Origin of the sequence: Streptomyces finlayi (genome assembly GCF_014216315.1) — a bacterium.
GTDB classification, from domain to species: Bacteria; Actinomycetota; Actinomycetes; order Streptomycetales; family Streptomycetaceae; genus Streptomyces; species Streptomyces finlayi_A.
Genome location: NZ_CP045702.1, coordinates 3,867,336 through 3,880,422 on the forward strand (window position 1 = coordinate 3,867,336; position 13,087 = coordinate 3,880,422).

The window sequence follows — 13,087 nt, forward strand, 5'->3', positions numbered from 1 at the left end:
TCCTCGCTCGATCGACTCGCCGATGAGTGCCGTACTGGGGCTGCTGGCCGTTGTTCTGCTGACCGTCGGCACCGGCTATTTCGTCGCCCAGGAATTCGCGTACGTCGCCGTCGACCGGCTGGCACTGGCCCGGGACGCCGAGGCGGGCGACACGCGAGCCGCTCGTGCCCTGAAGGTGCTGGAACGGCTCTCCTTCATGCTCTCAGGCGCGCAGCTGGGCATCACAGTCACCGGTCTGGTGGTCGGCTTTCTCGCCGAGCCTTCCGTCTCCGCGCTGCTCAAGCCCGTGCTGGAGGGCTTTGGCCTGTCCGGCGGAGCCGTCTCCGCGATCTCCGTCGTGCTCGCCTTCGTCCTGGCCACCTTCGTACAGATGGTGCTGGGTGAACTGGCCCCGAAGAACCTGGCGCTGGCCGTGCCCGAGCAGCTGGCGAAGTCACTGGCTTCCTCCACCCTCGTCTATCTGAAGATCGTGGGCCCGGTGGTGCACGTCTTCGACGGCGTCGCCAACAAGCTGCTGCGCAAGGTGGGGATCGAGCCGGTCGAGGAGCTGCACCACGGCGCGACCCTCGAAGAGCTCAGCCATCTGATCGGCGAGTCCCACGAGAAGGGCCACCTGCCGGCCGACACCGCCGAACTCCTCGATCACGCACTGGAGTTCTCCGAGCGCACCCTGGACGAGGTGATGGTCCCGCGCGCGGACGCCGTGTTCGTACGCAAGAACGCCACCGCCGCCCAGGCCGTCGAGCTGATCGCCAAGCACGGCCACTCCAACTACCCGGTCCTGGGCGACCACCCGGACGACGTCGCAGGGGTCCTCGGCGTACGGGATCTGATGCGGCTGCCCGCCGCCCTCTTTGAGCGCACCACCGCTGGAGAGGCCGCTCGCCGGGCTCTGTTGCTGCCCGACACGCTCCCGCTGCCGGACGCGGTGGCACAGATGCGTGAGCGCGACGACGAGTTCGCGGTCGTCCTCGACGAGCACGGCGGCGTCGCCGGGATCGTCACGTATGAGGACATCGCAGAGGAACTGGTCGGCGACATCGTCGACGAGAGCGACACCGTCGTCGAGCTCGCTGTCGCCGACGGGAACGGCTGGCTTGTGGACGCCGGGCGCCGCCTGGACGAGGTCGAGTCCGCCACCGGCATCGCGCTCCCCGAGGAAGAGGACTACGACACCGTGGCCGGCCTGATCATCGACCGACTCGGCCGATTCCCCGCCATCGGCGACCACCTCACCGCGGACGGAGTCCGTATCCAGGTACTGAGCCTGGACCGCCACGTCCCCGAACGCGTACGTATCGAGCCGATCGAGCAGTCGGACCAGGGGGCACAGGCATGAGTTTCCCCATCGCACTCTTCATCACCGTCGTGCTGCTCATCGGCAGTGGCTTCTTCGTCGCCGCCGAGTTCGCGCTGGTCGCAGCCAAGCGACACCGCATGGAGAAGGCAGCAGCCGAAGGGCAGCGAGGCGCCAAGGCAGCGCTCGCCGGAATGCGTGAGCTGTCCCTGATGCTCGCGGGCGCCCAGCTCGGCATCACCATCTGCACCCTGGGCCTGGGCTCCATCTCCAAGCCGGCCATCTCCCACCAGGTCGACCCGCTGCTCGTCAAACTGGGTCTGCCCAGTGGGCTCAGCTACGGCATCGCCTTCGCCTTCGCCATGCTCGTCGTCGTCTTCCTGCACATGGTGATCGGCGAAATGGCCCCCAAGTCGTGGGCCATCGCCCACCCCGAGCGCTCAGCGATGCTGCTCACCCCGCCCTTCCGTGCCCTGGTGAAAACCGTACGGCCGCTGATCTGGCTCCTCAACAAGATCAGCAACTTCCTGGTACGGATGTGCCGCGTGCAACCGCGCGACGAGCTGACAGCCGTGCACAACCGCGAACAGCTCACCCACCTGGTCGCCGAGTCCGAACGCCTCGGCCTGATCAACAAGACCGACTCCGAGCTGATCACCCGCTCCCTGACCGAACCACAGACCCCGGTCGCGGAGCTCCAGACCCCGGCAGGCGACATCATCACCGTCCCCGCCGACGCCGACCTCGACGCGATCCTGGCCACAGCCACCGCAGCCGACCGCTCCCGCCTCCTCGTCCGCGATGGCGACGCGGTCCTCGGATCGATTCACGCCCGCGACGCCCTGGTCGCCCGCACCCGCGGTCGCAATGTCACCGCACGCGAACTGGCCCGGCCCGTACCCGAGCTGCACAGCGGCGACAGCATCGCGCACGCGGTCGAGCAACTACGCCGCAATCGCGCATCGCTCGCCGTCATCCGCGACGAGCACGGTCGGCTTACCGGACTGATCAGCCTGGACGACCTGATCGCCCGGCTGATGGGGCTGCAAGCCGCTTAGCGCGCCAAGGCTCAGCGAGGGTGTCCCAGAGCGTACGCCTTGCCCTGGGCCGGGTACGGGATCCACAGCTTCCTCAGATTTGCTCAAGCGTTGCCGGGTGCCGTGTGCCGACCGCCCTGAATGATGAGGGTGAGAGGCTCTGGTCGGCGGGTGAAATTCACTAGAGCAATGGATGTCGGACCCGTGTTGATACGTCAACACGGGAGCTTGATCGAGGCGGATGGAGCAGGATGCAGGAGGATGGAAACAGGTCCTAATGTCCCGGTTCTCCGGCGTTTCCGCAGGTCAGAGACATAACGGTTTTGGGTTCGAATCTCCTAGGCTCCACTCAATAAATGCCCTCTGAACTGCGGAAACGCAGTTTCAGGGGGCATTTTTTGTGCTTTGAGATACGGGTTTCCGGGCCGGACCTTGGTGCTCTTCGTGCGGCCGGCGGACTCGTGGTGGCCGGGGCAGACCCCGGCCCAGGACGCGAGGTGCTTGGCCGTCGCGAAGCGGGCGCCGCTTCGTGCTCGGAGTGCGGACGCACGCCATCAGCCCCGTCAGGGCAGACAGAAGCACCTCCGGCGCGCGCCGAAGGAATTACCACGCCCCCGGCGCGCACCGAAGGTGCGCTGGATCTCTGAACTGCGGAAACGTGGTTCGGAGGGTGCTTTTCGTTCCCTTCGCGGTTCGGGTGTGTGGCCGACGAGGAGATCCTTGGTGGCGACGGTTCCGGAGGCTCGGAGTCGGCAAAGTGCCCCCTGACCCGCGAAATCGCAGGTCAGGGGGCACTTTGTACGTGGTGCCCGGTCAGGGGCGGTCGTCGCGGTCGGTGCCGTCCAGGCGGTTCGCCTCGGCGTCGGAGTGCCTGGGCTGGACGTCCGGGTCGAAAACCGTCTGGCCGCTGCCGTCGACGGAGCTCAGGGGTGCGCGGTCGTCCACTTCCGTGGGGGCAGGCGGTTCGACGAGCCAGTCCGGGTTGGCCTGCTTGTCCCACCACCTCCAGGCGGCGTAGGCGCCACCAGCCACGAGGCCGAGCACGGTGAGGTTTCTGGCCAGCCGGCCGGCCTTGGCCCGCCGCCGGTGTTTCCTGACCAGCTTCTGGATTTCCTTGGCCGTCACCTGGCCGCGCAGTGCGGCCAGTGCCGCCGCACTGCGTGCGGCGGCCTCCTCGGCCATCGGCTGGGCCATGGACACCGCGTGCTCGACGCGCGGAACGGTGTAGTCCGCGGCGCTCCGGGCGGCGTGGCGGGTCCGGACCGCGGCGCGCTGTGCGGCCAGATCCACCTTGGGCGGCACGTGTGTACGCGCCAGTTCGATATGTGGTGCGAGGTGTGCCACGTACTGGATACGGGCCTGGTGGGCTGCCTTGGACATTTTGGGCGCGATTCGCACACGTGCCTCGTGTGCGTAGTGCGCTGCCTGTTCCTTGGCCGTGTCGGCATAGGGCGCCACCACTTCCGCGGCGTGCTGCGCGCTCTCCTTCGCCGAGTCGGTTGCGGCGCGCACGCTGTCGATGCGGGTCACGAGATCCTCCTCCTTGGTGGCGGGTAGGTACTCCGCCTTTCCACCCAAGTCGAAATCATGCCCGCGGGTGCCCCGCGTGGCATGCGGGGCGGGCATCCGGGTCATGCATCTCCATCCCGGACATTGGGGTGCAAGGGGAGCGTGGCGACGACAATGCCACGGTTCGGGCCGCGGCGCGCCACATCGTCGTGCACTCGGCCCTGTGGGCCCTCGCGGCCGCATGTCGCGACCGGTGCTCCGTGCGAGGATCGGGGACGTCAGTGCGTACTTACGGAAGGCAGACTGTGGCCGAGCAGCTTTACGCCACCTTGAAGACCAACCACGGCGACATCGAGATCCGGCTCCTGCCGAACCACGCGCCCAAGACGGTCAAGAACTTCGTCGAGCTCGCCAAGGGCGAGCGTGAGTGGACCCACCCGGCGACCGGGCAGAAGTCCACGGACAAGCTGTACGACGGCACTGTCTTCCACCGGGTCATCAGCGGCTTCATGATTCAGGGCGGTGACCCGCTGGGCAACGGTACGGGCGGCCCTGGGTACGAGTTTCGTGACGAGTTCCACCCGGACCTCAGCTTCAACAAGCCCTACCTGCTCGCCATGGCCAACGCGGGCCCCGGCACCAACGGCTCGCAGTTCTTCCTGACCGTTTCGCCGACCGCGTGGCTGACCGGCAAGCACACCATCTTCGGTGAGGTCGCCGGTGACGCCGACCGGAAGGTCGTGGACGCGATCGCGGCCGTGCCGACCAACCCGCGCACCGACCGCCCGGTCCAGGACGTGGTGATCGAGTCCGTCGTCGTCGAGACGCGCTGAACCGGGGCCCTGCGCCGACCGGCCCTGCCTCTCCGGAGGGAACCAACCGCCCTGCTCGTCCGTACTGTTACATAGCGGACGAGCAGGGCGTCGGCGTTTCCGTCGACGCAGGGACGCAGGGACGCAGGACCGACCGAGGGGCGAGGACCGATGGACCAGCAGCCGCCAGCAGGCCAGGACCCGTCCGCGGTCTCCGACAGCCCGCCCACCTGCTACCGCCACCCCGGTCGCGAGACGGGTATCCGCTGCACCCGCTGCGAGCGCCCCATCTGCACCGAGTGCATGGTCGACGCGTCCGTCGGCTTCCAGTGCCCCGACTGCGTCCGTGGGGGCTCCGGCACCGGACACCATCCGGCCGCGAACCAACCCCGCACGGTGGCGGGCGGCACCGTGGCCGCGGACCCGCGGCTGGTCACCAAGATCCTGCTCGGCATCAATGTGGCGGTCTTCATCGCGGTGCTGGCCGTCGGGGACCGGCTGCTCGACGATCTGCTGCTCTTCGGCCGGGCGTACGCCCCCGACGGGCTGGAGGGAGTCGCCGAGGGGCAGTGGTACCGGCTGCTGACTTCGATGTTCCTGCACCAGGAGGTGTGGCACATCGCGTTCAACATGCTGGGGTTGTGGTGGCTCGGCGGACCGCTGGAAGCCGCCCTGGGCCGGGCCCGCTACCTCGCGCTCTATCTGCTGTCGGGGCTGGCGGGCAGTGCCCTCACCTATCTGATCGCCGCGCCCCAGCAAGCCTCGCTCGGTGCCTCGGGATCGATCTTCGGTCTGCTGGGTGCCACGGTCATCCTGATGCGCCGGATGAACTACGACATGCGGCCGGTCCTCGCGCTCCTCGCGCTGAACCTGCTCTTCACCTTCACCTGGGGCGGCATCGCCTGGGAGGCCCATGTCGGTGGTCTCGTCGCGGGCATCCTCATCGCGATCGCCATGGTGCACGCCCCGCGCGAGCGCCGGAACCTGGTGCAGTACGGGACCTGCGCACTGGTTCTCGTCGCGGTGATCGGTATCGTCCTCGCCCGGACCGCAGCGCTCAGCTGAGCAGGTCCTGAGCGATTTTGATCCTTCGGGACCAGAGTTGTCCACAGAGGGTGCCAAATCTTGTGCATCCCGTGGGGAACATATGCGCCCCTTGTCGCTGAGCTGGGTTTTTCCAGTCAGGACAAGGGGCGAACCCTCCCCGAACGGGGGAGGGTGTAGTCACACCGGCGTCAACTTCGGCGCAGGTTATCCACAGATCGTCCGACCTTTTCCCCCGCCTGTGGATAACTCTGTGGGTAACTCAGGGCAGGGCTTGCGGGAGCGGAACTGATCGTGGTGGGACTACGGAGCGGGACTACGGAGCGGGACTACGGAGCGGGACTACGAGGTCGCCCTACCGAGGGCTACTTCCACTGGGTGGAGACACCGAAGCCGCCGGCGATGAAGCCGAAGCCGACGACGATGTTCCAGTTACCCAGTGCCTTGATGGGCAGGTTGCCCTCGGTCACGTAGAAGACGACGATCCAGGCCAGACCGATCAGGAACAGCGCCAGCATCACGGGCGCCACCCAACTGCGGTTGGTCAGCTTTATGTTCGTGGCCGTCTTCGCCGGAGGGGGCGTGAAGTCGGCCTTCTTGCGGATACGTGACTTCGGCACGAGGAACTCTCCTGTCGATGCGCTGCGTGACCGCGCAGAGAACTGTGGCTGACGCCGGGGCTGGGCACGGAGGGGGAATGCTGCCGCCCCCGGGCGTCCGTTAGCGTAGTGCTTCCGTGGCGCCTAAGGAGATAAGGGTACGTTGAGCAATTCTGCCGACCTTCCCGAAGACCCGGTCCGGGACGCCTCGCGATGGGCGGTCCGGGGGCTCACCGCTGCCGTTTTCGCCCTGGCCGGACTGATCTTCGTCACCAGTGCCAACACGGCCAAGGGTACCGACATCCGTACGGACTCCTCGCTGCTGAAGCTCTCCGATCTGATCCAGCAGCGCAGTCAGAACAACGCCGACCTGAACGAGTCGACCGCCGCGCTCCGCGAGGACATCGACACCCTGGCCCAGCGCGACGACGGCAGCAGCAAGGCCGAGGACGCCAGGCTCAAGGCGCTGGAGAAGGCGGCGGGCACCACGAAGATCACTGGAGAAGCGGTCGGCGTCACGCTCGACGACGCTCCTCCGGACGCCACGGCCAACCCCGGGTACCCCGAGCCGCAGCCCAATGACCTGGTCATTCACCAGCAGGACCTCCAGGCCGTCGTCAACGCGCTCTGGCAGGGCGGCGCCCGCGGCATCCAGGTCATGGACCAGCGGCTGATCTCCACGAGCGCCGTCCGCTGCGTGGGCAACACCCTGATCCTCCAGGGCCGGGTCTACTCCCCGCCGTACAAGGTCACCGCCGTGGGCGACCCCGACCGGCTCAAGCAGGCACTCAACGACTCCACGGCGATCCAGAACTACCAGCTGTACGTGAAGGCGTACGGACTGGGCTGGAAAGTCGACGAGGACGACCGGGTGACTCTTCCCGGCTACTCGGGCACAGTGGATCTCCACTACGCGGAGCCTGTGGAGTAGTCCCCCGGGGAGGCTGGCCGGTGTCGCTGCGACTGTTCGTCAGAAGTTTCAGCGAGCTGTGCATCACCGTGGGCGCACTGATCATCCTCTTCGTCCTGTACATGCTGTTCTGGACGGGCGTGAAGGCGGCCGGAGCCACCGAGGGCGAGATCGACACGCTCCGGAGCCGGTGGGCCCAGGGCGCCGTCTTTGTGCCGACGCCCGCGCCCGCATCCGATTCCGGACCCGGGCCCGCACCGGCCCCCGGTCCCGTACCCGCAGCTCCGGCGTACCGGGACGGAAAACCTTTCGCGATGATGTACATCCCCCGCTTCGGCAAGGGCTGGGAGTGGCCCGTACTGGAGAACACCGCGGTCAGGACCTTGCAGAAGGGACTCGGCCACTACGCGGGGACCGCTCGGCTGGGGGAGACGGGCAACTTCGCGGTGGCCGGTCACCGGCGGACGTACGGGGACCCGTTCAAGGACTTCCCGCGGCTGCGTCCCGGGGACGCGGTCGTGCTGACGGACGGGACGACCTGGTTCACGTACCGCATCGGCAAGAGGCCCTACCGGACCGTTCCCGGCGACACGGCGGTCATCGACCCCGTGCCCCGCAAGTCCGGTTTCGACGGCCCGGGCCGCTACCTCACGCTGACCACGTGCGAGCCGGAGTGGGGCAGCAGCCACCGGCTGATCGTCTGGGCCCATCTGGATGCCACCCAGCCCGTGACAGACGGCAGACCGGCGGCTTTCCACAGCTGACCCACGCCTGAGCCCCGGCCCTTTAGTCTGGGTGCTGTACCGAATGAAGGGGACGGCATGTACGGCTGGATCTGGCGGCATCTGCCGGGCAACGCGTGGGTGCGGGCAGTCATCTCGCTCGTGCTGGCCCTGGCTGTCGTCTACGCGCTCTTCCAGTACGTCTTCCCCTGGGCCGAGCCGCTGCTTCCGTTCGGTGATGTCACGGTGGACGGCGAAGGCACCAGTGGAGCGGGGACCGGTCAGTGAGCGCACGCATTCTCGTCGTCGACAACTACGACAGCTTTGTCTTCAACCTCGTCCAGTACCTCTACCAGCTCGGCGCCGAGTGCGAGGTGCTGCGCAATGACGAGGTGACCACGGCCCACGCCCAGGACGGCTTCGACGGAGTCCTGCTGTCGCCGGGTCCCGGTGCTCCCGAGCAGGCCGGGGTCTGCATCGACATGGTGCGCCACTGCGCCGCCACGGGCGTCCCGGTGTTCGGCGTCTGCCTCGGGATGCAGTCGATGGCCGTCGCGTACGGGGGCGTGGTGGACCGCGCCCCGGAGCTGCTGCACGGCAAGACCTCACCGGTGACCCACGAGGGCAAGGGCGTCTTCGCCGGGCTTCCGTCCCCCTTCACCGCCACGCGCTATCACTCGCTCGCGGCCGAACCGGACACGGTTCCGCCCGAGCTGGAGGTCACGGCGCGCACGGCGGACGGCATCATCATGGGGCTGCGCCACCGCGAACTGGCGGTGGAGGGTGTGCAGTTCCACCCGGAGTCGGTGCTCACCGAACACGGTCACCTGATGCTCGCCAACTGGCTGGTGCGGTGCGGGGACGCGGGGGCCGTGGCGAGGTCGGAAGGGCTCGCGCCGGTGGTGGGCAAGGCCGCCGCGTGAGCGGACCCCGCCCCGAACGAGGTGCCGGAGACGAAGGCCCGTACGCACAGGGTGCGTACGAGGCCGACGGCACGTTCGTGGCGGCGATCGACCAGCTCGCGGACCCGCTGACGGACCCCCTGCCCGGTCAGCGGCCGGGTCAGCACGCCTCGCCCTGGTTCAGGGCGGGCAACATCCCGGCCGACGGTGCGACCCCTCCGGCGCCGCCCCGCGCACAACAGCCCCAGCAGGGGCTCCAGGGGGCCCAGCAAGCCCAGGAAACCCCGAGGGAGTGGTACGACCCCGAGGGCTACGAGCGGGACTGGTACCGCCAGGCTGAGCCGGTCCGGAGCACGGCTTCCGCCGCTGCCCCTCCCCCAGGGCCGGAACCGGGACCGGGGCCGGACGTGGTGAGCCGCCCCGCTCCGCCCGCTGCCCCGGTTCCCGCGGACGACGAAACGGTCGGTCTCCGTACGGCCGATGTGGCGCCGCCCCCGCGGCCTTCGGCAGCCGCCGACGGACCTCGTACCCAAGGACGTGCCGAGCGCCGGAAGGCGGCCAAGGGGCGAGGGCGGCGTCGTACGGAAGCCACGGCCGGGGCGGACCCGGAAGCGGCGCGGCCCGCCGCTCCGATGTCACGGGTGGAGGCGCGCAGGGCGGCCCGCGCGGCCAAGGACAGCCCGGCCGTCGTCGCCAGCCGGGTCGTGGGCGAGGTGTTCATCTCGCTCGGCGTGCTGATGCTGCTGTTCGTCACGTACCAGCTCTGGTGGACCAACATCCGTGCCGACCTGATCGCCGGCAAGGAGACGAACAAGATCCAGGACGAATGGGCGAGCGGTGAGCGCAGACCCGGGGTCTTCGAGCCGGGGCGGGGCTTCGCCATCATGCACATTCCGAAGCTCGACGTCGTCGCGCCGATCGCCGAAGGCATCGACAAGGAGAAGGTCCTCGACCGGGGAATGATCGGCCACTACGGCGAAGGCAAGCTGAAGACCGCGATGCCCTCGGCGAAGCAGGGCAACTTCTCGGTGGCGGGACACCGCAACACCCACGGGGAACCGTTCCGCTACATCAACAAGCTGCTGCCCGGCGACCCGATCGTCGTGGAGACACAGGACGCCTACTACACGTACGAGATGACGAGCATCCTTCCCCAGACCTCGCCCTCCAACGTCTCGGTGATCGCGCCCGTCCCCGCCGGCTCGGGATTCACCGCGCCCGGCCGCTACCTCACCCTGACGACCTGTACGCCCGAATTCACGAGTACGTACCGCCTGATCGTCTGGGGCAAGATGGTCGACGAACGGCCGCGCAGCAAGGGGAAGCCCGACGCGCTCGTGGGCTGAACATCATCACGACAGGGGCGGTGCGGTGGCAACGAGGACCGAGCACGAGGCGCGGAACGGCGGGACCGGGTCTCCGGTTCGCCGCGGCGGCCGTCACCCTGTCGCCACCGCGATCAGCGTCTTCGGCGAACTGATGATCACCGCGGGCCTGGTGCTCGGCCTCTTCGTCGTCTACTCCCTGTGGTGGACCAACGTCCTCGCCGACCGCGCGGCCGACAAGCAGGGCGACACGGTCCGCGACCGCTGGGCGGGCGGACCGGGAGCCCTGGACACCAAGGACGGCATCGGATTCCTGCACGTCCCCGCCATGAAGAACGGTGAGGTGCTCGTCAAGAAGGGCACCACCACCAAGGCGCTGAACGACGGCATCGCGGGCTATTACACGGACCCGGTGAAGTCGGCCCTCCCCTGGGACGACCAGGGAAATTTCACGCTCGCCGCGCACCGGGACGGGCACGGCGCCAAGTTCCACGACATCGACAAGGTGAGGGCGGGCGACCCGGTCGTCTTCGAGACCCGGGACACCTGGTACGTCTACGAGGTCTACAAGAAGCTCCCCGAGACCTCGAAGTTCAACGTCGGTGTGATCGAGCCGGTGCCGAAGGAATCAGGTGTGAAGAAGCCCGGCCGCTACATCACGCTGACGACCTGCACGCCGGTCTTCACCTCGAAGTACCGCTACATCGTGTGGGGCGAGCTGGTGCGTACGGAGAAGGTCGACCGGGACCGGACCAAGCCGGCCGAGCTGCGCTGAGCCGCCCGGCTGCTGAGGTACCGCGAAGGGCCCCGTTCACCATCTGGTGGTGAACGGGGCCCTTCGTTCGTACGGGGGGTGCCTGTGTGGCCGTGCGGATTGGCTCCGGTCAGTCCCTGGAGCCCAGGCCGCCGAAGAGACCACCGCCGTCGTCCCCACCGTTACCGCCGCCGCCACCGTCAATGGTGAAGAGGGTGACGGTGCTGCCCTTCGGCACCGGGGTGTTGCCGCCCGGATTGCTGTTGAGCACGGTGGCGTTCGGCTTGTCCACGGAACCGGGGGCGAGCGCGACCACGAAACCGAGGCCCTCCAGCTGGCTCTTGGCGTCCTGGTACTTCTTGCCCACCAGGTCGCCCGGAACAGTGACCTGCTCCGGCTGCGGCGGGCCCTTGGAGACCTTCAGGACGATCTGGACATCCTTGGCCTGCTTGCTCGGCCCGTTCGGCGTCTGCTCGACGACGACGCCGGCCGGCTCGGTCGAGTCGACCTCCGCCTTCGAGACGCTGACGAAGCCGAGGCCGTTGAGCTGGGCCAGTGCCGCGTCGTACGTACGGGTGCGCACGTCAGGAAGGGAGAACATCTTCTCCTTGGCCACAGTGATCGTGACCTCGGACTCCTTCTCGGCCTTCGAGCCGCCCTCCGGGTCCTGCTTGACGACCGTGTCCGGCGTCTGCTCGGACTCGACCGACTTGACGGTCACCGAGAAGCCCTGGTCCTCCAGGGTCTTGCGGGCGTCGGACTCGGTCTCGTCGGTGACGTCCGGGACCTCGACCTTCGGCGCCCCGGAGGAGACGACGACCGTGACGGTCTCATTCTCCTTCATCTCGCCGGTGTCCGGCGACTGGCTGCAGATCTTGTCCTTCGCCTGGGCCTCGCACGGTTCCTTGCCGCCGACCTTGAGGGTGACGCCGGCGTGGGCCGCGAGTTTCTCCGCTTCCGGCACGGTGGATCCGACCAGGATCGGGACCGGGACGGTGCCGTCGTCCCCGTTGGAACCGAAGACGGCCCTGCCGATCAGGATGGCGCCGACCAGTACGAGAACGCCCGCGACGACCAGCAGGATCGTCGAGGTGTTGCTCTTCTTCTGGCGCCGCCGGTCGGGGCGCTCGTCGTGTCCGTGGCGGTCGTCCGCGTTCACGGGCGGGAGCATGGAGGTCTGCGCGTTGTGCGGGTCGGCAGGGCGCAGGGCGGTCGTGGGCTGGTCCGGGTTGTAGCCGCCGTAACCGCCGTAGCCCGCCGCGCCCATCGCCGCCGTGGCCGCGACCGGCTGACCGTCGAGGCAGGCCTCGATGTCGGCCCGCATCTCGTCGGCCGACTGATAGCGGTAGTCGGGGTCCTTGGTGAGGGCCTTCAACACGATCGCGTCCATCTCGGGCGTGATCTCGGGGTCGAAGTTGCTCGGCGGCTGAGGCTCTTCCCGTACGTGCTGGTAGGCGACCGCGACCGGCGAGTCCCCGACGAACGGCGGCCTGACCGCGAGCAGCTCGTAGAGCAGGCAGCCCGTGGAGTACAGGTCGGACCGTGCGTCGACCTGCTCGCCCTTGGCCTGCTCCGGGGAGAGGTACTGGGCGGTGCCGATGACGGCGGCGGTCTGGGTCATCGTCATACCGGAGTCGCCCATCGCGCGGGCGATGCCGAAGTCCATGACCTTGACCTGACCGGTGCGCGTCAGCATGACGTTCGCCGGCTTGATGTCACGGTGCACGATCTGGGCGCGGTGCGAGTACTCAAGCGCCTGGAGGATGCCCACCGTCATTTCGAGGGTGCGTTCGGGCAGCAGTCTGCGACCTGAGTGCAGCAGTTCCCTGAGCGTCGACCCGTCGACGTACTCCATCACGATGTACGGGATCGAGACCCCGTCCACGTAGTCCTCGCCGGTGTCGTAGACAGCGACGATCGCGGGGTGGTTGAGCGAGGCGGCGGACTGGGCCTCACGGCGGAACCGGGCCTGGAAGGACGGATCGCGGGCCAGGTCGGCCCGCAGCGTCTTCACGGCGACGGTGCGTCCGAGCCGGGTGTCGTGGGCGAGGTAGACCTCGGCCATGCCACCACGGCCGAGCACCGAGCCCAGCTCGTACCGGCCGCCGAGGCGACGCGGCTCTTCCATACGTTCCAGCCCTCTCCGTCAGTCCCGACCGCACCCGTGTGTGGTCCG

13 protein-coding genes and 1 pseudogene are annotated in these 13,087 nt (G+C 68.3%); 10 read left to right on the forward strand and 4 right to left on the reverse strand.

Features of this window, described 5'->3' with window-relative positions; genetic code table 11:
• The first annotated feature begins 22 nt into the window (after positions 1 to 22).
• Both F0344_RS17915 and F0344_RS17920 read left to right on the forward strand, forming a co-directional pair.
• The gene (locus tag F0344_RS17915; protein ID WP_185299741.1) at positions 23 to 1,339 is read left to right on the forward strand and encodes a hemolysin family protein; all 1,317 of its coding nucleotides are present in this window, start codon (positions 23 to 25) and stop codon (positions 1,337 to 1,339) included.
• Positions 1,336 to 2,355, forward strand: a complete 1,020-nt coding sequence (locus tag F0344_RS17920; protein WP_185299742.1) for a hemolysin family protein — start codon at positions 1,336 to 1,338, stop codon at positions 2,353 to 2,355. The genes F0344_RS17915 and F0344_RS17920 overlap by 4 nt, the downstream gene beginning before the upstream one ends.
• 317 nt (positions 2,356 to 2,672) lie before the next feature.
• On the opposite strand, the pseudogene F0344_RS35160 reads toward F0344_RS17920, so the two are convergent.
• Positions 2,673 to 2,843, reverse strand: a pseudogene (locus tag F0344_RS35160) (transposase); the annotation flags it as partial.
• Positions 2,844 to 3,147: 304 nt separating this feature from the next.
• Positions 3,148 to 3,864: a DUF5324 family protein gene (locus F0344_RS17930; protein ID WP_185299743.1), complete on the reverse strand. Its 717-nt coding sequence runs from the start codon at positions 3,862 to 3,864 to the stop codon at positions 3,148 to 3,150.
• Positions 3,865 to 4,148: 284 nt separating this feature from the next.
• Here F0344_RS17930 and F0344_RS17935 point away from each other — a divergent pair, with 284 nt between their 5' ends.
• Together F0344_RS17935 and F0344_RS17940 are read left to right on the forward strand one after the other, a co-directional pair.
• Entirely contained in the window at positions 4,149 to 4,676 is a 528-nt protein-coding gene (locus tag F0344_RS17935; RefSeq protein WP_185299744.1) for a peptidylprolyl isomerase, read from the forward strand.
• A gap of 150 nt (positions 4,677 to 4,826) precedes the next feature.
• Complete coding sequence (locus F0344_RS17940; protein ID WP_185299745.1) at positions 4,827 to 5,720, forward strand: rhomboid family intramembrane serine protease; 894 nt, start codon at positions 4,827 to 4,829, stop codon at positions 5,718 to 5,720.
• A gap of 344 nt (positions 5,721 to 6,064) precedes the next feature.
• Here F0344_RS17940 and crgA read toward each other — a convergent pair whose 3' ends face one another.
• Positions 6,065 to 6,319, reverse strand: coding sequence for a cell division protein CrgA (gene crgA, locus F0344_RS17945; protein WP_185299746.1), 255 nt, complete (start codon positions 6,317 to 6,319; stop codon positions 6,065 to 6,067).
• A gap of 142 nt (positions 6,320 to 6,461) precedes the next feature.
• On the opposite strand from crgA, the gene F0344_RS17950 reads away from it, so the two are divergent.
• Genes F0344_RS17950 through F0344_RS17975 form a run of 6 tightly spaced genes read left to right on the forward strand, consistent with a single transcriptional unit; the run spans position 6,462 to position 10,932 of the window.
• Complete coding sequence (locus F0344_RS17950; protein WP_185299747.1) at positions 6,462 to 7,229, forward strand: DUF881 domain-containing protein; 768 nt, start codon at positions 6,462 to 6,464, stop codon at positions 7,227 to 7,229.
• A 20-nt stretch (positions 7,230 to 7,249) separates the two neighbouring features.
• Positions 7,250 to 7,972, forward strand: a complete 723-nt coding sequence (locus F0344_RS17955; RefSeq protein WP_185299748.1) for a class E sortase — start codon at positions 7,250 to 7,252, stop codon at positions 7,970 to 7,972.
• 57 nt (positions 7,973 to 8,029) lie between these two features.
• Positions 8,030 to 8,218, forward strand: coding sequence for a hypothetical protein (locus F0344_RS17960; RefSeq protein ID WP_173314040.1), 189 nt, complete (start codon positions 8,030 to 8,032; stop codon positions 8,216 to 8,218).
• Complete coding sequence (locus F0344_RS17965; RefSeq protein WP_185299749.1) at positions 8,215 to 8,853, forward strand: aminodeoxychorismate/anthranilate synthase component II; 639 nt, start codon at positions 8,215 to 8,217, stop codon at positions 8,851 to 8,853. Before F0344_RS17960 ends, F0344_RS17965 begins: the two co-directional genes overlap by 4 nt.
• Positions 8,850 to 10,178: a class E sortase gene (locus F0344_RS17970; RefSeq protein WP_185299750.1), complete on the forward strand. Its 1,329-nt coding sequence runs from the start codon at positions 8,850 to 8,852 to the stop codon at positions 10,176 to 10,178. The genes F0344_RS17965 and F0344_RS17970 overlap by 4 nt, the downstream gene beginning before the upstream one ends.
• A 25-nt stretch (positions 10,179 to 10,203) precedes the next feature.
• Entirely contained in the window at positions 10,204 to 10,932 is a 729-nt protein-coding gene (locus F0344_RS17975; protein WP_185299751.1) for a class E sortase, read from the forward strand.
• 109 nt (positions 10,933 to 11,041) lie between these two features.
• On the opposite strand, the gene pknB is transcribed toward F0344_RS17975, so the two are convergent.
• Positions 11,042 to 13,039, reverse strand: a complete 1,998-nt coding sequence (gene pknB / locus F0344_RS17980) for a Stk1 family PASTA domain-containing Ser/Thr kinase (RefSeq protein WP_185299752.1) — start codon at positions 13,037 to 13,039, stop codon at positions 11,042 to 11,044.
• Positions 13,040 to 13,087 lie beyond the last annotated feature (48 nt).